Origin of the sequence: Curtobacterium pusillum (assembly GCF_013359865.1) — a bacterium.
GTDB lineage: Bacteria > Actinomycetota > Actinomycetes > Actinomycetales > Microbacteriaceae > Curtobacterium > Curtobacterium pusillum.
This window is the reverse complement of record NZ_JABMCE010000086.1, coordinates 63,375-79,699: the sequence shown is the minus strand read 5'-3', so window position 1 is coordinate 79,699 and position 16,325 is coordinate 63,375. Positions and strand designations below refer to the sequence as shown.

At 71.6% G+C, this 16,325-nt stretch carries 17 protein-coding genes; 10 read left to right on the top strand and 7 right to left on the bottom strand.

The window, feature by feature from the left end:
- Positions 1-57: 57 nt before the first annotated feature.
- From HP507_RS16625 to HP507_RS16615, 3 genes are all read right to left on the bottom strand, one after another.
- Positions 58-855 (bottom strand): class I SAM-dependent methyltransferase, encoded by a 798-nt coding sequence (locus HP507_RS16625; RefSeq protein WP_175352916.1) that lies wholly within the window; start codon positions 853-855, stop codon positions 58-60.
- Positions 856-895: 40 nt separating this feature from the next.
- Entirely contained in the window at positions 896-1,801 is a 906-nt protein-coding gene (locus HP507_RS16620; RefSeq protein WP_175352915.1) for a helix-turn-helix transcriptional regulator, read from the bottom strand.
- 90 nt (positions 1,802-1,891) lie between these two features.
- Complete coding sequence (locus HP507_RS16615; protein WP_175352914.1) at positions 1,892-2,731, bottom strand: M23 family metallopeptidase; 840 nt, start codon at positions 2,729-2,731, stop codon at positions 1,892-1,894.
- 99 nt (positions 2,732-2,830) lie between these two features.
- Between HP507_RS16615 and HP507_RS16610 the strand changes: the two genes are divergently transcribed.
- Complete coding sequence (locus tag HP507_RS16610; protein WP_175352913.1) at positions 2,831-3,325, top strand: hypothetical protein; 495 nt, start codon at positions 2,831-2,833, stop codon at positions 3,323-3,325.
- Between the two features lie 19 nt (positions 3,326-3,344).
- Here the strand turns inward: HP507_RS16610 and HP507_RS16605 are convergent, their stop codons facing one another.
- Together HP507_RS16605 and HP507_RS16600 are read right to left on the bottom strand one after the other, a co-directional pair.
- Entirely contained in the window at positions 3,345-5,036 is a 1,692-nt protein-coding gene (locus HP507_RS16605; RefSeq protein ID WP_175352912.1) for a cation:proton antiporter, read from the bottom strand.
- Positions 5,037-5,063: 27 nt separating this feature from the next.
- Positions 5,064-5,429 carry a hypothetical protein gene (locus HP507_RS16600; RefSeq protein ID WP_175352911.1) on the bottom strand — a complete coding sequence of 122 codons (366 nt, stop codon included), beginning with the start codon at positions 5,427-5,429 and terminating at the stop codon, positions 5,064-5,066.
- Positions 5,430-5,623: 194 nt separating this feature from the next.
- Here HP507_RS16600 and HP507_RS16595 point away from each other — a divergent pair, with 194 nt between their 5' ends.
- Positions 5,624-7,834 carry an NADP-dependent isocitrate dehydrogenase gene (locus tag HP507_RS16595; protein WP_175352910.1) on the top strand — a complete coding sequence of 737 codons (2,211 nt, stop codon included), beginning with the start codon at positions 5,624-5,626 and terminating at the stop codon, positions 7,832-7,834.
- A gap of 113 nt (positions 7,835-7,947) precedes the next feature.
- A complete protein-coding gene (locus HP507_RS16590; protein ID WP_254701190.1) occupies positions 7,948-8,730 on the top strand; it encodes a ThuA domain-containing protein in 783 nt (260 codons plus the stop codon).
- A 34-nt stretch (positions 8,731-8,764) separates the two neighbouring features.
- Here HP507_RS16590 and HP507_RS16585 read toward each other — a convergent pair whose 3' ends face one another.
- A complete protein-coding gene (locus HP507_RS16585; protein WP_175352909.1) occupies positions 8,765-9,190 on the bottom strand; it encodes a hypothetical protein in 426 nt (141 codons plus the stop codon).
- 104 nt (positions 9,191-9,294) lie between these two features.
- Here HP507_RS16585 and HP507_RS16580 point away from each other — a divergent pair, with 104 nt between their 5' ends.
- The 7 genes from HP507_RS16580 to HP507_RS16550 all read left to right on the top strand — a co-directional run bounded on the left by HP507_RS16580 (position 9,295) and on the right by HP507_RS16550 (position 15,562).
- Positions 9,295-9,957: a ScbR family autoregulator-binding transcription factor gene (locus HP507_RS16580; protein ID WP_175352908.1), complete on the top strand. Its 663-nt coding sequence runs from the start codon at positions 9,295-9,297 to the stop codon at positions 9,955-9,957.
- A gap of 173 nt (positions 9,958-10,130) precedes the next feature.
- A complete protein-coding gene (locus HP507_RS16575; protein WP_175352907.1) occupies positions 10,131-11,009 on the top strand; it encodes an aminoglycoside phosphotransferase family protein in 879 nt (292 codons plus the stop codon).
- A 60-nt stretch (positions 11,010-11,069) separates the two neighbouring features.
- Positions 11,070-11,681, top strand: a complete 612-nt coding sequence (locus HP507_RS16570; RefSeq protein WP_175352906.1) for a DUF6197 family protein — start codon at positions 11,070-11,072, stop codon at positions 11,679-11,681.
- 222 nt (positions 11,682-11,903) lie between these two features.
- A complete protein-coding gene (locus tag HP507_RS16565; protein WP_175353072.1) occupies positions 11,904-12,551 on the top strand; it encodes an ABC transporter permease in 648 nt (215 codons plus the stop codon).
- Positions 12,538-13,806: an ABC transporter ATP-binding protein gene (locus HP507_RS16560; protein ID WP_175352905.1), complete on the top strand. Its 1,269-nt coding sequence runs from the start codon at positions 12,538-12,540 to the stop codon at positions 13,804-13,806. The genes HP507_RS16565 and HP507_RS16560 overlap by 14 nt, the downstream gene beginning before the upstream one ends.
- The gene (locus tag HP507_RS16555) at positions 13,803-14,564 is read left to right on the top strand and encodes an ABC transporter permease (protein ID WP_175352904.1); all 762 of its coding nucleotides are present in this window, start codon (positions 13,803-13,805) and stop codon (positions 14,562-14,564) included. The genes HP507_RS16560 and HP507_RS16555 overlap by 4 nt, the downstream gene beginning before the upstream one ends.
- The gene (locus HP507_RS16550) at positions 14,561-15,562 is read left to right on the top strand and encodes a glycine betaine ABC transporter substrate-binding protein (RefSeq protein ID WP_175352903.1); all 1,002 of its coding nucleotides are present in this window, start codon (positions 14,561-14,563) and stop codon (positions 15,560-15,562) included. Before HP507_RS16555 ends, HP507_RS16550 begins: the two co-directional genes overlap by 4 nt.
- A gap of 66 nt (positions 15,563-15,628) precedes the next feature.
- On the opposite strand, the gene HP507_RS17630 is transcribed toward HP507_RS16550, so the two are convergent.
- On the bottom strand, positions 15,629-16,258 hold the full coding sequence (locus tag HP507_RS17630) for a TetR/AcrR family transcriptional regulator (RefSeq protein WP_217508893.1): 630 nt from the start codon (positions 16,256-16,258) through the stop codon (positions 15,629-15,631).
- Positions 16,259-16,325: the final 67 nt, after the last annotated feature.

Here is a 16,325-nt window from a genome sequence, read left to right as displayed (position 1 = left end):
GCGCAACGGGCGCCGACCACCTCCTGGAAGCTCACCCGACCAGCCTACGTCGGCGTGTCAAACCGGGCGTGTCGCACCGGCCGGCACCGCGGTGACGAGGACGAGTGCGCCCTCGTAGGACGGCTGCACCCGCAACGAACCGTGCCGCCGGTCCCACTCGCCGGACTCGAGCGCCGTCCGGAGCGCCGCCACGGAGCGCCGCGCGGTGATCTCGTCGACGAAGCTCCACGCCGAGTTCGCCCGACGTGCTCCCGGGTCGAGGAGTCGCTCGGGACGGGCGTAGTACGCCTCCGAGAAGCCGTCGACGCAGGTGAACGGGATCGGCAGCGGGGTGCTCGTCACGACGTCCCCGTCGAGCGCGGCGGCGATGCGGGCGAGCGACGGGTACCGCCGGGCCTCGGTCGCCATGACCTCCGGGGCGTACTCCGCGAGCCAGTAGTCCTCGACGCGGTCGGGGTCGCACGTCAGGATCACGATCGGACCCCGGGTGACCCGACGCACCTCGGCCAGGCCGCGGTCGAGGTCGCCCCACTGGTGGACGGAGAACGTCGTCATCGCCGCGTCGAACGCGTCGTCGGCGAACGGCAGGTCCTCCGCGGTCGCGTCGATCGCCGAGGTCAGGGTGTCCGGCCGCTGGGCGCGCATCGAGGCGGAGGGCTCCACGGCCGTCACCTCGCGGTCGAGCGGCTCGTAGGAGCCGGTGCCGGCGCCCACGTTCAGGACCGTGCGAGCGTCGCCGAGGGCCTTCCCGATCGCGCGGGCGAAGGCCGGCTCCGGCTGGCGGTACTTCCGGTAGTCCGTACCGATTCGCCCGTAGTCCGCGTCACCCGCTGATCCGTCCGTCGACCTCGTCACGGCTCCACCCTACGGAACCCGCCCGCGTGACCGGTCGCGGTCAGTCGACGGACTCGGTCTCGGACTGACGCAGCGCCGCCTGACGTTCGGCCCGCTCCGTGGCGGCCCAGGACCCGAGGAGCGCCAGCGACCGTTCGGACTCGCTGCCCGGTTCGGCCGAGTACGAGAACATGACCAGGCCCGGGTCGGCGACGAGTTCGAGCGCCTCGTAGTCCAGGCGCAGCTCCCCGACGATCGGGTGCACGAACCGCTTCTTGCCGGTGCGGTGGGTGCGGACGTCGTGTGCCGCCCACCACGTGCGGAACTCGTCGCTGCGGGTCGACAGCTCGCCGACGAGGGTCACGAGGCCGGGCTCGCACGGGTTCGACACCGCCGCCGCACGGAGGATCGCCACGGCGTCCCGCGCGGTCTGCGCCCAGTCCGGGAAGAACTCCTTCGCCGCCGGGTCGAGGAACGTGAACCGGGCCGAGTTCACCGGACGCCCGGGGCCGGCGAACATCGGGGCGTAGAGAGCGCGGCCGAGCTCGTTCGTCGCGACGACGTCGCCGCGCTCGTTCCGCACCCATGCGGGCGCTCCCGTGATCGAGTCGAGAAGCCGCTGCACACCGGGACGAACCCGCGTCGGGACGTTGCGGTGCATCACCTTCACGCCCGCGTTCGCCAGCCGGGCGAGGTCCCAGAGGTGCGCGCGTTCGTCCTCGTCGAGCTGCAGGGCTCCGGCGAGACCCTCGAGCACGCTGTCCGAGACGCCCTTCAGCGAACCCCGTTCGAGTCGCGTGTAGTAGTCGACGCTGACCCCGGCGAGCATGGCGACCTCGTGGCGGCGCAGTCCGGGGACGCGTCGGACCCCACCGCCGAACGAGGGCATGCCGACCTGCTCGGGGGTGAGTCGCGCCCGTCTCGAGGACAGGAAGTCGCGGATCTCGTTGCGGACGTCGATACCCATGCGACGAGCGTACGTCGCCTGAGCGGGGCCGAGGCAGGCACTGGCTGTACCCGGGTGACAGGCGGAGCGCCCCTCAGCGGGCGGCCTGCGTCAGACCGTGAGGGATCGCCCGATACGCGCTTCGAGCCAGGCCTCCGGATCGATCGGGGTGACGCCGTCCATGAGGACCTCGAGGTGCAGGTGCGCACCCGTCGAGACGCCGGAGGACCCGACCTTGCCGAGGAACTCCCCCGCCTCGACGGTGTCGCCGACCTCGAGCGGCGAGGAGCCCGGGATCATGTGGCCGTAGAGCGTCGAGACCTCCCGGCCGTCGATCACGTGGTCGATCACGACCGCGTAGCCGTACGAGAAGTAGGTGCCCGAGACCCGGACGGTGCCCGCGGCGACGGCGCCGATCGGAGCGCCCATGCCGGGGTTGAAGTCGAGACCCTGGTGCAGCGACGAGCACGCCCCGCACGGTGCCGAGCGGTACCCGAAGCCCGAGCTCATCCGGACCGGGCCGGGGAACGGCGAACGGACCTCGCCGCCGTACGACACCGACGTGCCGGGAGCGCCGGCCGAACCGCCGCCCACCGTGAACTCGTCGCGGTCGAGTGCGGAGGCGGAGATCGCCCGGGTGACCGCGTAGTCCTGGGTGCGGACCGAGGGGGCGAGGGTCGCGGTGGCCATCGACGTGCCGGCGCTGGCGTGCGCGGGCATCGCCGAGGCGGCGAACATCGCGAGGGCGGCGAGCGCGCTGGTCAGCGTGATCCGACTGGCGCGGTGGGACCGCGACACGCGGAGGGACCGGGAGGCGCGTTCCGGCTTCGCGGGGCGCTCGCGGCGGGCGGGTCTGCGGGCGTCGGCACGCTCTGCCGCGAGGGCGGCGCGACGGGACAGGTGCACCACCGGGGCGTCCGGGTGCTGGTCGAGTTCGCGTGCAGTCGTCATGGCCGCCCACCATTCTGCACGACTCTGTCGCTTTGTACAGGTCCCGTCGGCCCGCGGATCGGTAGTGTCCGCAGTGAGCGAGCGGAAAGGACCCTCCGGATGGCCCGAACGCCGCGAGAGCGGCACGAACCGGTCGACCTGCGGTCGGCGGAGGTCGTGCTCGCCGGGACCCAGGAGCTGTTGCCCGTGCTCCGCGCTGCAGCCGTGCGGGCCGGGGTGGACGCCACCAGGATGCGGGTCGTGGGGGTCGACGACCTGCCCGACCCGGGGGAGACCGGCCACGCGGAGCTCGCCGTGATCGCCATCCGTCGACCGGGCGACGACCCCGCGTTCCACCGGGCGCAGGAGGCGGCGGAGATGATCGCGCCGCTCCTCGCTCCTCACGCGGTGCGGATCGTGGTGACGGTGTCCGGGTTGACCCGGCTCGCGCCCAAGGTCGAACGGACGCTGACGTCCGAGGTGCTCCACCAGATCGGGGCGGCGTCGGCTCCGTCGGGGTTCAAGCGCCCCTTCCGGAACTTCCGGATGCGCCTCGGCCTCGCGGGACTGCGGGCCGCCGGCGTCCGGGTGTTCCGGGTCCGGATCGGCGAGTGAACGACCGGCTGCCGCGGTTTCAGCGTGCCGGCGCGCCCCTGAGTTCGAGGGCGATCTGCTCGGCGTCGATGTTCTGCAGCATCGACTCGAGGACCTCGGCGTCGAACGTCCCGTCGTCGCGCGCGTCGAGGATCGCCGTGCGCTGTGCCTCGAGCACCGCGAGTCGCCTCGCCTTCTCGCGCCCCATCCACGCCCGGAGTTCGGCGGGGTCGGCGGCCTGCAGCTCCTCGCGCGTCCGGGGCCCCTCCTCGCGCGTCCCGGGGACCTGCTCCGCCGCGGTCCGCATGAGTCCGAGCAGACGCTGACGCTCCTCGACGTCCCGCTCGGCGGTGTCCGGCGCCGGGGCGGCGATGCGGCGGAGCAGCGGGCCGATCGTGCCGCCCTGCACGACGAGCGAGAGCAGCGCGACCGCGAACGCGATGAGCACCAGGAGCGACCGCTGCGGGGTGCCGTGCGGCAGGGTCTGTGCCGCGGCCACCGTCACGGCGCCGCGCATGCCGGCCCACACCACGGCGGTGCCCTCGCGCCAGCCGAGCGGTGCCTTCGTGTAGTACGCGATGTCCGCGAGTGTCCGGCGGATCCGGACCGCGAACCGGTCGAGCTCGCGTTCCGACGGAGCACGGTTGCCGGGTCGGTGCTCCCGGATGACCTCGCTCATCGCGTCGCGGTCCTGCGCGTGCATCTCCTCGAATCGCTGCCGCATCCGCTCCCCGCGCTTCGCGCTGGCGGACAGGGCGAGCAGGAGCGGCACGACGTACGCCGCCCGGACGACGACGGTGAGCACGAGTGCGCCGACGGCGATGAGGAGCGCCGGGCCGATGCCGGTGTGCTCCTGCTGCACGTCGCCGAGGATCCCCGCGAGTTCGAGCCCCATGGTCAGGAACACGGCGCCCTCGAGCACGAGCTCGATCGTCTGCCAGTTCTGCGCGTCCGACAGCCGGTGCCCCGGCGGGAGCTTCCGGGGGCCGACGATGCCGGTGAACAGTCCCGCGACGACGGCCGCGACGAGACCGGAGCCGTGCAGGTACTCGGTCGGGACGGCGGCGACGAACGGCACCGCGAACGACAGTGCCGTGTTCACCGCGGCGTTCGGCACCCGGGCGCGGACGTACACGTTCACCCAGCCGACGAACCAACCGATCACCACGGCGATCGCGACGGCCCGGGCGAAGTCGCCCAACGCGCCCCAGAACGAGAACGAGGCGGCCGCGGCGGCGATCGCCGTCCGCAGGAGCACGAGCGCGGTGGCGTCGTTGAGCAGGGACTCGCCGTCGAGGATCGAGATCGCGCGGCGGGACACCGAGGTCTGCTTCACGATCGAGGTCGCGACGGCGTCGGTCGGGCTGACGACCGCGCCGAGGGCGATGCCCCACCAGAAGCCGAGGCCCGGCACCACCCAGGCGAAGAACAGCCCGAGGACGAGGCTCGACGCGAGGACGAGCAGGACCGACAGACCGCTGATGGCGCCGAACTCCCGTCGGAAGTTCATCGAGGGCATCGACACCGCCGACGAGTACAGCAGTGGGGGCAGGACCCCGGCGAGGATCCACTCGGGATCGATCTCGGCGTCGGGGACGAACGGCACCAGGCTGGCGACGATGCCGACGACGACCAGGACGAGGGGCGCCGCGACACCGATGCGTGGTCCGAGCACGGCTGCGCCCGCGATGACGACGATGGCGAAGACGCCGATGACGAGGAGTTCGGTCACACCACCAGCGTGGCACCCATCCGACGCTCAGTCGCGGTCGGGTCCACCGCTGTGGACGGCGGAGGCGTTGACCACGTGGTGTGGAGGAGCGACGTGCGCGACGACGGCGACGCTCCCCACGGCGAGAACGAGGGCGAGCGTGCCCGCGGTCACGGCGGTCCCGATCCGCCGCAGCCGCGAGCCCGAGCCGTGCTCCCGCGGCGCGAAGCGGGCCAGACCGCGTCGCGGCGACGGCCCGACCAGCCACGGTCCCGACCCGTCCTCGTCGTACGAGAACGGACCGGAGCCGTCCGGGGCGTAGCGGTACGGCCCGCTGCCGTCCACCGCGTAGGCGGAGCGGAGGTCCTCGGCGGTCCAGCCGAAGTCCGACGGTGTCTGTCGTGGTGTGGACATGGGATCTCCTCTCGCGCGTTGGTCGCTGCGGAAGACCAGTCCACGCGCTGTTCCTATGAGTCGTCGGTGCGCCTCCAGGACGTGGACTGCGCGTCTGCTCGAAGCGGGCGGCACCATGTATCTTGATGTCGAGACAATCTGCACCACGAGTAGCGTGGACGTACCGACGGTCGAACAAGGGAGTACCCGCCAGCATGGCCAAGATCATCTACACCCTCACGGACGAGGCGCCGTTCCTCGCCACCCACTCCTTCCTCCCGGTCATCCAGGCCTTCGCCGGCACCGCGGGTGTCGACGTCGAGACCCGCGACATCTCGCTGTCCGGCCGGATCATCAGCCAGTTCCCGGAGCGGCTCACCGCTGAGCAGCGCCTGGACGACGCGCTCGCCGAACTCGGCGACCTCGCCAAGACCCCCGAGGCGAACATCATCAAGCTGCCGAACATCTCGGCGTCGATCCCGCAGCTCAAGGCGGCGATCAAGGAGCTGCAGTCGAAGGGCTACGACCTCCCCGACTACCCGGACGAGCCGAAGACGGACGACGAGCGCGACGCCCGTGCCCGTTACGACCGGGTCAAGGGCAGCGCGGTGAACCCGGTCCTCCGCGAGGGGAACTCGGACCGTCGTGCCCCGCTGTCGGTGAAGAACTACGCCCGCAAGCACCCGCACCGCATGGGCGCGTGGTCGTCGGACTCGAAGACGAACGTCGTGACGATGGGCGTCGACGACTTCCGCTCGAACGAGCAGTCCTGGATCGCCCCGGCGGACGACGTCCTGACGATCGAGTTCGTCGGCACCGACGGTGAGACCACGGTCCTCAAGCAGTCGATCCCCGTGCTCGCGGGCGAGGTCGTGGACGGCACCGTGCTGCACGTCGCCGCGCTCGAGGCGTTCCTCAAGGACCAGATCAAGCGCGCCGCCGAGCTGGACGTCCTGTTCTCCGTGCACCTCAAGGCCACGATGATGAAGGTCTCCGACCCGATCATCTTCGGGCACGTCATCCGCGCGTTCTTCCCGTCCGTGTTCGAGCGCTTCGGTGCCGACCTCGCGGCCGCCGGCCTCAACCCGAACGACGGCCTCGGCTCGATCCTCGCCGGGCTCGACCAGGTCCCGAACGGCGCCGAGATCCGCGACGCGTTCACGCAGGCGATCGACGCGGGACCCGACCTCGCGATGGTCGACTCCGACAAGGGCATCACGAACCTGCACGTCCCGAGCGACGTCATCGTCGACGCGTCCATGCCCGCGATGATCCGCACCTCCGGCCACATGTGGGGTCCGGACGGCGAGGAGCACGACACCCTCGCGGTCATCCCGGATTCGAGCTACGCCGGCATCTACCAGGCCGTCATCGAGGACTGCCGCGCGAACGGCGCCTTCGACCCGGCCACCATGGGTTCGGTGCCGAACGTCGGTCTGATGGCGCAGAAGGCCGAGGAGTACGGCTCGCACGACAAGACGTTCGAGGTCCCGGCCGCGGGTCGCGTGCGCGTCGTGACGAGCGGCGGCGAGACCGTCATCGAGCACGACGTCGAGGCCGGCGACATCTGGCGCGCCTGCCAGACGAAGGACGTCGCCATCCGCGACTGGGTGAAGCTCGCCGTCACCCGGGCCCGCGCCACGGGTTCGCCCGCGGTGTTCTGGCTCGACGAGACCCGCGCGCACGACCGGAACCTCATCGGCCTCGTGCGGGAGTACCTCGGCGAGCACGACACCGAGGGCCTGCAGATCGAGATCCTCTCCCCCGAGGACGCCATGCGCTTCTCGCTCGAGCGCATCCGCCGCGGCGAGGACACCATCTCGGTCACGGGTAACGTGCTCCGCGACTACCTCACCGACCTGTTCCCGATCATGGAGCTCGGCACCTCCGCGAAGATGCTCTCCGTCGTCCCGCTCCTCGGCGGTGGCGGCCTGTTCGAGACCGGTGCCGGTGGTTCGGCGCCGAAGCACGTGCAGCAGCTGGTGCAGGAGAACTACCTGCGCTGGGACAGCCTCGGCGAGTTCCTGGCGCTGGCGGTCAGCCTCGAGCACCTCGCGGGTGTGACGGGGAACGCGCGGGCGAAGATCCTCGGCGACACCCTCGACCGTGCGACCGGCACGTTCCTCGACGAGAACAAGTCCCCTGGCCGCAAGCTCGGCTCGATCGACAACCGCGGCAGCCACTTCTACCTGGCGAAGTACTGGGCCGAGGAACTCGCCGCGCAGACCGAGGACGCCGAGCTGGCGGCGGCGTTCGCGGACGTCGCGAAGCGCCTCGGCGAGCAGGAGGAGACGATCGTCGGCGAGCTCAACGGGGTCCAGGGCCACCCGGTGGACATCGGCGGCTACTACCGTCCCGACGACGCGAAGACGAGCGCCGTGATGCGCCCGTCCGCCACCTTGAACGCTGTGCTGGCCGCGCTGTAACCAGCGCTAGCGGTTCACGGACAGGAGGCGCGGTGCCGGCTGGCACCGCGCCTCCTGTCCGACACACCGACGGTCGTATCGATTCGACGCCCGCTGCCGGTAGCGTCGTGTGCATGTCGACGCCGACCGATCCCCGTCCCCTGAACATCGTCGTCTGGAACGAGAACGTGCACGAGACCCGCGGAGACGCGACGGTCATCGAGCACTACCCCGACGGCATGCACACCGTGATCGCCGCCGCGCTGCGCGAGCTCCGACCGGGCGCGGAGGTGTCGACCGCCACGCTCCAGGAACCGGAGCACGGTCTCACCGCCGAGCGCCTCGCCGCCACCGACGTGCTGTTCTGGTGGGGGCACGCCGCCCACGAGGAGGTGTCCGACGAGGTCGTGGACCGCGTGGTCGACGCCGTGCACGCCGGCATGGGACTCGTCGTGCTGCACTCCGGGCACTACTCGAAGCCGTTCAAGCGTCTGATGGGCACGACCTGCTCGCTGAAGTGGCGCAACGACGGCGAGCGCGAACTCGTCTGGACCGTGGCTCCGGAGCACCCGATCGCCGCCGGGATCCCGCACCCGATCGTCATCGAGCGCCAGGAGATGTACGGCGAGTACTTCGACATCCCGCGCCCCGACGAGGAGGTCTTCCTGTCGACGTTCGCCGGCGGCGAGGTGTTCCGCTCGGGCGTCGCCTACCGCCGCGGCCTCGGCCGGGTGTTCTACTTCTCCCCCGGGGACCAGGAGTACCCGGTCTACCACCACCCGGACATCCAGCGGGTGCTCTCGAACGCGGCGTCGTGGGCGGCGCCGGTGTCCGCGCGACGCGAGCTGACCGCCGACCCCCACCCGCGCGACTGGTTCCTGGGCGACGGAGGGAGCGCGCAGCACGCACCCGCGTGACCCAGGAGGCTCCGCGACGGACCGGCCCGACGCGTCAGCGCCGGGCCGGCTTCGACGTCAGGGAGACGACGAGCAGGGTGGCGAGCATCCCGAACCCGGCGAGCTCGATCCCGAGGCCCGCGAGCTGCCAGTAGGCGCTCCCGACGATCTGCGGCTGCGTGATCGACTCCGGCCACCACGCGTCGATGAGCGGGAACGACCCGGGGAAGGGATCGAGGCCGAACACCAAGAGCCCGCCGAGCAGCAACACGACGCCGAGCCCCGCCATCGCCCCGCGGGAGCGCCGCAGCATGCGGACGACGAGTGCGGCCGCGAGGAGCGCGAGTCCGAGGACGGCGATCACGAACGCCAGCACGACGATGGTCTGCGGCGCGAGCGCGACCCAGTCGAGGACGGCGATCGGCAGCAGCAGCCACCGACCCGTCCGTGCCCAGCGCCCGGGGTTCCGCCATCCGTCCATGCCCGGAACGGTACGGCAGTCCGCCGGGGAGGAACCCGCTGATCCGCCGGACGCCGCCCGGGAGCGGGCCCTCGGAGCGGGGCCGTCGGTACGATTGCAGGATCATGGCGCAGGACGGTCGCACTCGGCAGCAGCGTGCAGTCGCCACGCGGGCCGCGATCATCGATGCGGCGGCGGGCGAGTTCGACGAACACGGGTACCTCGGCACCTCGATGGACGCCGTGGCCGAACGCGCGGGGCTCACGAAGGGCGCGCTCTACTTCCACTTCACGTCGAAGGCGGACCTCGCCGGCGCGGTGATCGCCCGGCAGCACGAGGTGTCCCGGCAGTACGGCGAAGCCGCCGCCACCCGTGGGACGACCCCGCTCGAGGTCCTGATGTGGATGTCGCAGGGCCTCGCGTCGCAGATGATCCACGAGGTCGTCGTGAGCGCGGGCATCCGACTCTCCACCGACACCGCCGCAGCCGGGGTCGCCCGGCGGAACCCCTACACCGACTGGATGCAGGTCGCCGCCGAGCTCGTGCGCCAGGGCATCGAGGCGGGTGAGATCGACTCCGCGTGGGACCCGCAGCTGATCGGGCGCGTGGTGGTCCCCGCCTACACGGGGGCGCAGACCGTCTCGGACGTCCTCGCCGACCGGGCCGACCTGTACGACCGGCTCCGCGAGCTCTGGACGGTGCTGCTCGCGGCGATCGTCACCGACCGGATGCGGCCGGAGATCCCGCGGCTCGTCGCGCTCATCGCGCCGCTCGCGACCGAGGACTGAAGCCGCTCGCGACCGAGGACCGATGCCGCTCGCGACCGAGGACCGGCGCGTGACGAGCGACGCGGGTCCCCCCATGGACACCCACGTCACCGTTCCTACGAGGCTACCCAGCGGTCGGTTTCGTCACCCGCCCCCGTTCACGGGTACGCCCCGACAGTGACTAGCCTGATCCGATGGCCACTCCCGCCGCCGAGGTCGACGTCGACCTCCCCCTCGTCCGCGCCCTGCTGCGCGACCAGCACCCCGACCTGGCCGACCTGCCGCTCGAGATCGCGGCGAACGGCTGGGACAACGTCATCGTCCGGCTCGGGGACCTCCTCGCCGTCCGGCTCCCCCGCCGTGCGGCCGCCGCCGCGCTCATCGAGCACGAGCAGCGCTGGCTGCCGGAGATCGCGCGCCGCGTGGCTCCGATCGTCCCGGTGCCCGACCCGGTCCGCACCGGGCGTCCGGCACTCGGCTTCCCCTGGTCGTGGAGCGTCGTCCGTTGGCTGCCCGGCACCCCTGCAGCCGAGCGCACGGGCGGGGTGCGCGTCGCCGAGGCCCTCGCGGCGTTCGTGGAGCTCCTGCACGTCCCCGCTCCCGAGGACGCACCGGTGAACCCGGTCCGCGCCGTTCCGCTCGCGACGCGGAGCGACGCCGTGCTCACGCGACTCGCCACGGAGGACGTGCCCCGGGCCGGAGAACTGGCCGCGGTCTGGCGGGCCGCAGCGGCTCTGCCCGCGTACGCCGGGCCTCCCGTCTGGGTGCACGGCGACCTGCACCCGTTCAACGTGCTCTTCGGGACGGCGCCCGACGGCGGCCTCCGCCTCGCGGCGGTCGTCGACTTCGGCGACGTCACGGCGGGCGACCCGTCCGTCGACCTCGCCACCGCCTGGCTGACGCTCGACCGGGAGGCGCGGCGCACCTTCCGCGCATGCGTCACGGCCGACGACGACGCCTGGGAACGGGCGCGGGGCTGGGCGGTCTCGATCGCTTCGGCGCTCCATCTGTCCGACGACCGCACGTTCCGGCTCGTCGCCGGGAGGGCGATCGGAGAAGTGCTGGACGGCTGACTCCGGCCGGGGCTATCGTGACCGCACCAATCCGTGCACGTGAAGATCGGAGGGGCCGCCATGACCCTCGAGTTCCGCGTCCAGCACGACGTCGCCACCGACGCCTCTCCCGCCCCGTCCACCCCGACCCGCACCGGTGTCCGCGGGCTCCTCGACCGGATGACCGCGCGCCGCGACGCCGCACGGGTCCGCCGGGTCGAAGCCCGCCTGCAGGAGCTCAGCGACCTCGAACGGCTGCTCTCCGGTGCGCGCAGCGTCATCGAGCGGGGGTGGATCCAGCACGCGTGGTTCGCGTACGTCGACGAGCACGGCCGGATGCGGAAGGCGTCCAGCGCTGCGGCGATGGACGTCCAGGGCCGCCCCCTCGTCGCCGCGTGCCTGGTCGGATCGGTGGTCTCCGCTGCCGGCGGCCCGCACGCCGTGCACTCGCAGCAGGTCCAGCGCGCCCTCGACCTCGTGTGGCATGCCCTCGCCGTCGAGGAGGGCCAACCGGTGCTGTGGTGCCCCGCACCCGACATCCGCATGGGGCGCGTCCGCGACCTGACGAGCTGGAACGACGCCCCCACCCGGAACTCGGGCGAGGTCGCCGGGCTCCTGCTCACCGCCGAGCGCGTCGCCGTGCACGAGGCGGAACGCGTCCGGGAGCGGGCGGCGGCGCGATCGAGGGCGTGAGCGGCGACGCCGTACCCGACGGCTCCTCGTGATCGTTACCGTTCTCCCAGGTGGTCCGGTAGACCCGCCCGCTGACCTGGGATTTCGTACATCGTTCATGCGCAGGAATTGATCCCTCCGGTCGTCCGGAGCGCGCAGTCGGCATGCCCGCTGCGTAGGTTGGACCGCACTTGTGCCCCGTCTCGTGGGCAGTTCGGCCGACCGGAGGGGAGCGCTGTGGGCGTGTTCCAGTACATCGGGGAGCGGTGGGACCAGATCTGGTTCGCGTCGTGGCAGCACTTCTCACTGGTGGTCCAGTGCACGGTGCTCGCCACGGTGATCGCCGTCGTCCTCGCCACACTCGTCTACCGCAGCGAACGGCTGACCTCGGTCGCGAACGGCGTCTCGGCGATCGGTCTGACGCTCCCGTCCTTCGCCGTGATCGGTCTGCTCATCGTCCCGCTCGGCTTCGGCGTCGTGCCGTCCGTCGTGACGGTCGTCTTCTTCGCCGCGCTGCCGATCCTCCGCAACGCGGTCGTGGGCCTGGCCGAGATCCCGCCGACGGTCGTCGAGTCCGCGCGGGGCATCGGCATGAGCCGCTTCCGGACCCTCGTCCAGGTCGAGCTGCCGATGGCGTGGCCGATCATCCTCAGCGGCGTGCGCGTCTCGGCGCAGATGGTGATGGGCATCGCCGCGATCGCCGCGTACGCGCTCGGCCCCGGTCTGGGCGGGTTCATCTTCTCCGGGCTCTCCCGCCTCGGCGGCGCGAACGCCCTGTCCTCCGTGACCGTCGGGGTCGTGGGCGTCGTCCTGCTCGCCCTCGTCCTCGACCTGCTCCTCCTCGGCCTCGGCCGCCTGACCATCTCGAGAGGTATCCGTGTCCAGCACTGACTCCGCCACCCGAACCGCTCCCCACGAGGGCGTCACCGGCCGCAGCATCCTGCTCGACGAGGTCACCAAGCGGTACCCCGGGCAGACGAAGCCCGCCGTCGACGGCATCACGCTCGAGATCCCCGCCGGCAAGATCGTCATGCTCGTGGGTCCGTCCGGGTGCGGCAAGACCACGACGCTGAAGATGATCAACCGCCTCATCGAGCCGACCGAGGGCCGGATCGTCGTCGGGGACGACGACGTCACCGGCATCGACGCCGACGAACTCCGCCGTCGCATGGGCTACGTCATCCAGGCGGGCGGGCTCTTCCCGCACTTGACCGTCGCGGCGAACATCGCGATCGTCCCGAAGATGCTCGGCTGGTCGAAGGAGAAGATCGCGGAACGCGTCGACGAACTCCTCGACCTGGTCTCGCTCGACCCCGACACCTACCGCGACCGCTTCCCGCGAGAGCTCTCCGGCGGCCAGCAGCAGCGCGTCGGCGTGGCCCGGGCGCTCGCCGCGGACCCGCCCGTCCTGCTCATGGACGAGCCGTTCGGTGCGGTCGACCCGATCACCCGGCAGCGCCTGCAGGACGAGCTCCTCCGCATCCAGGAGGAGCTGCACAAGACGATCGTCATCGTCAGCCACGACTTCGACGAGGCCGTGAAGCTCGGCGACTGGATCGTGATCTTCACCGAGGGCGCCCACATCGTCCAGTACGACACCCCGGAGCGGATCCTCGCGGAGCCGGCGAACGAGTTCGTGGAGAACTTCATCGGGTCCGGCGCCGGTCTCAAGCAGCTGACGCTGAACCGGGTGCGTGACGTCGAACTCGCCCCCGCGGTGACCTGCTCGCCCGGAGAGGACGCCAAGGCCGTGCTCCAGCGGATGCAGGAGGCGGGCGGCCACGGGCACGCGGTCGTCGTCGACCGGCGGCAGCGTCCGATCGGCTGGCCGACCCGCCGCCAGCTCGAGCGCCTCGGCCGCATCCCGGACGGCATCGAGCCCGAGCTGCCCGTCGTCGGCGAGGCCGCGACCCTGAACGACGCGCTCGACACGATGCTCGTCTCCAGCGCCGGCGCCGCCCTGGTCACCGGCCGCGGCGAGGCGTTCCGCGGCGTCATCACGGTGGAGACCGTGATGGAGGCCATCACCCGCTCGCGCGCGGCCGCCGCCGAGGAGCAGGCGTACACGCCCGTCGGGACGAACACCAACCCGATCGAGACGATGCCGTCGGCACCCGTGGTCGCGACCAGCGGAGAGGAACTGTGAGCGCGGTCGCCGCCGGCCCGGCCACCGGTGCCCGCACCTCGTGGAAGGGGCTGCTCGTGCAGCCGATCGCGATCCTCGTCGTCCTCGCGGGCTTCGCGATCTGGCTGGCGTCCGCCGACCTCAGCGCGACCGAGCGCAGCACCCTCAACCCCGCGGACATCCTCGCGCTGACCGGGCAGCACCTCGTGCTCACGCTCGAGTCGACGGTCCTCGTGCTCGTCATCGGCATCCCGCTCGGCATCCTGCTCACGCGCGGTCCGCTCCGCCGGGCCAGCGTGTACGTCCTCGCGGTCGCCAACTTCGGGCAGGCGGCACCCGCGGTCGGCCTCATCGTGCTGCTCGCGGCGTGGCTCGGCCTGAACTCGTGGTCCGCGGTCGTCGCCCTCGTCCTCTACGCGATCCTGCCGGTGCTCCGGAACACCATGATCGGTGTGCAGAGCGTCGACTCCCGCCTGGTCGAGGCCGGCCGGGGCATGGGCATGAGCGCGTTCAGCGTGCTCATGAAGGTCGAGCTGCCGCTGGCCGTGCCCGTCATGCTCTCGGGCATCCGCACGGCGCTGGTGCTCCTCGTCGGCACCGCCAGCCTCGCCACCTTCGTCGGCGCCGGCGGCCTCGGGCTCCTCATCACCACGGGCGTGAACCTGTTCCTGCCCAAGGTCCTCGTGTCGGGGGCGCTGCTCGTGGCGCTGCTCGCCCTGTCCATCGACTGGATCGGCCGCGTGGTCGAGACGCTCGCACGACCGAAGGGACTCCGATGACCCGCCGTACCCGCGCCGCCGCCGCTGCGTTCCTCGCCGGCACGACGGCCCTCGTCCTCGCCGGCTGCGGACTGCAGCCCGCGACGTCGTTCGTCCCCGCCGCCGGCCCGGGGTCGATCGAGCACATCGACGACCTGCCCGACGGCGCCCACATCACCGTCACGTCGAAGAACTTCACCGAGCAGCTCGTGCTCGGCAAGATCGCCGTGCTCGCCGCCAAGGCAGCAGGGTTCGACGTCACCGACGAGACGAACGTCCCGGGCAGCGTCGCCGTCCGTCAGCTCATGACGAGTCACGACGCCGACATGACGTACGAGTACACCGGCACCGCGTGGCTGACCTACATGGGCCACAAGGAGGGCATCCCGGACAAGACCGAGCAGTGGGCGGCCGTCAAGAAGGAGGACGCCGGCAACGGCCTCACCTGGCTGAAGCCCGCGCCGATGAACAACACGTACGCCTTCGCGGTGCGCGACGAGGCCGTGGCGAAGCTCGGGAACGTCAAGACGCTCTCCGACATCACGAAGCTGCCGGTCAGCGAGCGCACGTTCTGCGTCGAGTCCGAGTTCAACTCCCGCTCGGACGGCTTCAAGCCGATGCTCGAGAAGTACGGGCTGCAGCTCGGCAGCTCCGGCCAGAACGGCGTTCCGAGCAGCAACGTCAGCATCCTCGACACCGGCACGGTCTACACGGCGACCGACCGGGGCAAGTGCAACTTCGGCGAGGTGTTCACCACCGACGGCCGCATCAAGTCGCTGGGGCTCAGGGTGCTCGACGACGACCGCGGGTTCTTCCCGGCGTACAACGTCGCGCCCGTGCTCGACTCGGCGACGCTGCAGGAGTACCCGCAGCTCGAGGACGTCTACGACCAGATCTCGCCGAAGCTCACGGACTCGGTCCTGCAGGAGCTGAACCGGCAGGTCGACGTCGAGGGCCGGGAACCGGCCGACGTCGCCTTCGACTGGATGGTGAAGGAGGGCTTCATCACGAAGCCCTGACGGCTCTCGACGTGCGTCGGGACGGGCAGGAGGCGCGGCGCGGGCCCGCACCGCGCCTCCCGACCTCTACCGGGCCGCGATCCGGACCGCGGTGTCGCGGATCGTGGCGACCACCCGGGCGCGCACCTCCTCCGGGTCCGACCCCTCGTGGCGAGCCGAGCTCCGCAGCCCCGTCATGCACATGCCGAGGAGCATCTCCGCCGCCTGCGGCGTCGCCGCCTCCGGCCCCCAGGCCGGGTCCCGCTCGAGGATCGTCCGCACCGCGCCGGTCATCGCCTCGGCGACGGTCGTCATCCGGGAGACCTGCCGGCGCATGAGCTGCGGGAAGCGCACGAGGACCTCCTTCCGTGCGAGCCGCTCGTGCTCGTCGCCGAACGACGAGCCGAACACCAGGAACGCCAGGTCCACGACCGCTTGCGCCGCCGCCTCCCCCGCGACCGAGGCCAGGTGCTGCTCGAGCGTGTCCGGGGCGAGGTCGAGCTCGGTGTGCCCCAGGACCGCGTCCTCCTTGCTCTCGAAGTAGTTGAAGAAGGTCCGGGGCGACACGTCCGCCCGCGCCGCGATCTGCTCGATCGTGGTGTGGTCGATGTCCTGCTCGAGCGCGAGGGACCGGGCGGCCTCGGCGATGCGGTGGCGCGTCTCGAGACGCTTGCGGTCTCGGAGGCCCATGTCGGGCGTGGACGGGGTGTCGGGCATGGCCCGACTGTAACCGGAACGTCACATCGTTTACAGCAAACGCAAACTTGCAGTCGTGCAGCGGACA

Excerpts from the sequence above, each read along its gene's own strand:
- HP507_RS16595 (WP_175352910.1), top strand. The coding sequence starts at position 5,624 with ATGGCCAAGATCATCTACACCCTCACGGACGAGGCGCCGTTCCTCGCC.
- HP507_RS16615 (WP_175352914.1), bottom strand. The coding sequence starts at position 2,731 with ATGACGACTGCACGCGAACTCGACCAGCACCCGGACGCCCCGGTGGTG.
- HP507_RS16580 (WP_175352908.1), top strand. The coding sequence starts at position 9,295 with ATGGCGCAGGACGGTCGCACTCGGCAGCAGCGTGCAGTCGCCACGCGG.
- HP507_RS16610 (WP_175352913.1), top strand. The coding sequence starts at position 2,831 with ATGGCCCGAACGCCGCGAGAGCGGCACGAACCGGTCGACCTGCGGTCG.
- HP507_RS16620 (WP_175352915.1), bottom strand. The coding sequence starts at position 1,801 with ATGGGTATCGACGTCCGCAACGAGATCCGCGACTTCCTGTCCTCGAGA.
- HP507_RS16550 (WP_175352903.1), top strand. The coding sequence starts at position 14,561 with ATGACCCGCCGTACCCGCGCCGCCGCCGCTGCGTTCCTCGCCGGCACG.
- HP507_RS16575 (WP_175352907.1), top strand. The coding sequence starts at position 10,131 with ATGGCCACTCCCGCCGCCGAGGTCGACGTCGACCTCCCCCTCGTCCGC.
- HP507_RS16570 (WP_175352906.1), top strand. The coding sequence starts at position 11,070 with ATGACCCTCGAGTTCCGCGTCCAGCACGACGTCGCCACCGACGCCTCT.
- HP507_RS16600 (WP_175352911.1), bottom strand. The coding sequence starts at position 5,429 with ATGTCCACACCACGACAGACACCGTCGGACTTCGGCTGGACCGCCGAG.
- HP507_RS17630 (WP_217508893.1), bottom strand. The coding sequence starts at position 16,258 with ATGCCCGACACCCCGTCCACGCCCGACATGGGCCTCCGAGACCGCAAG.
- HP507_RS16590 (WP_254701190.1), top strand. The coding sequence starts at position 7,948 with ATGTCGACGCCGACCGATCCCCGTCCCCTGAACATCGTCGTCTGGAAC.
- HP507_RS16585 (WP_175352909.1), bottom strand. The coding sequence starts at position 9,190 with ATGGACGGATGGCGGAACCCCGGGCGCTGGGCACGGACGGGTCGGTGG.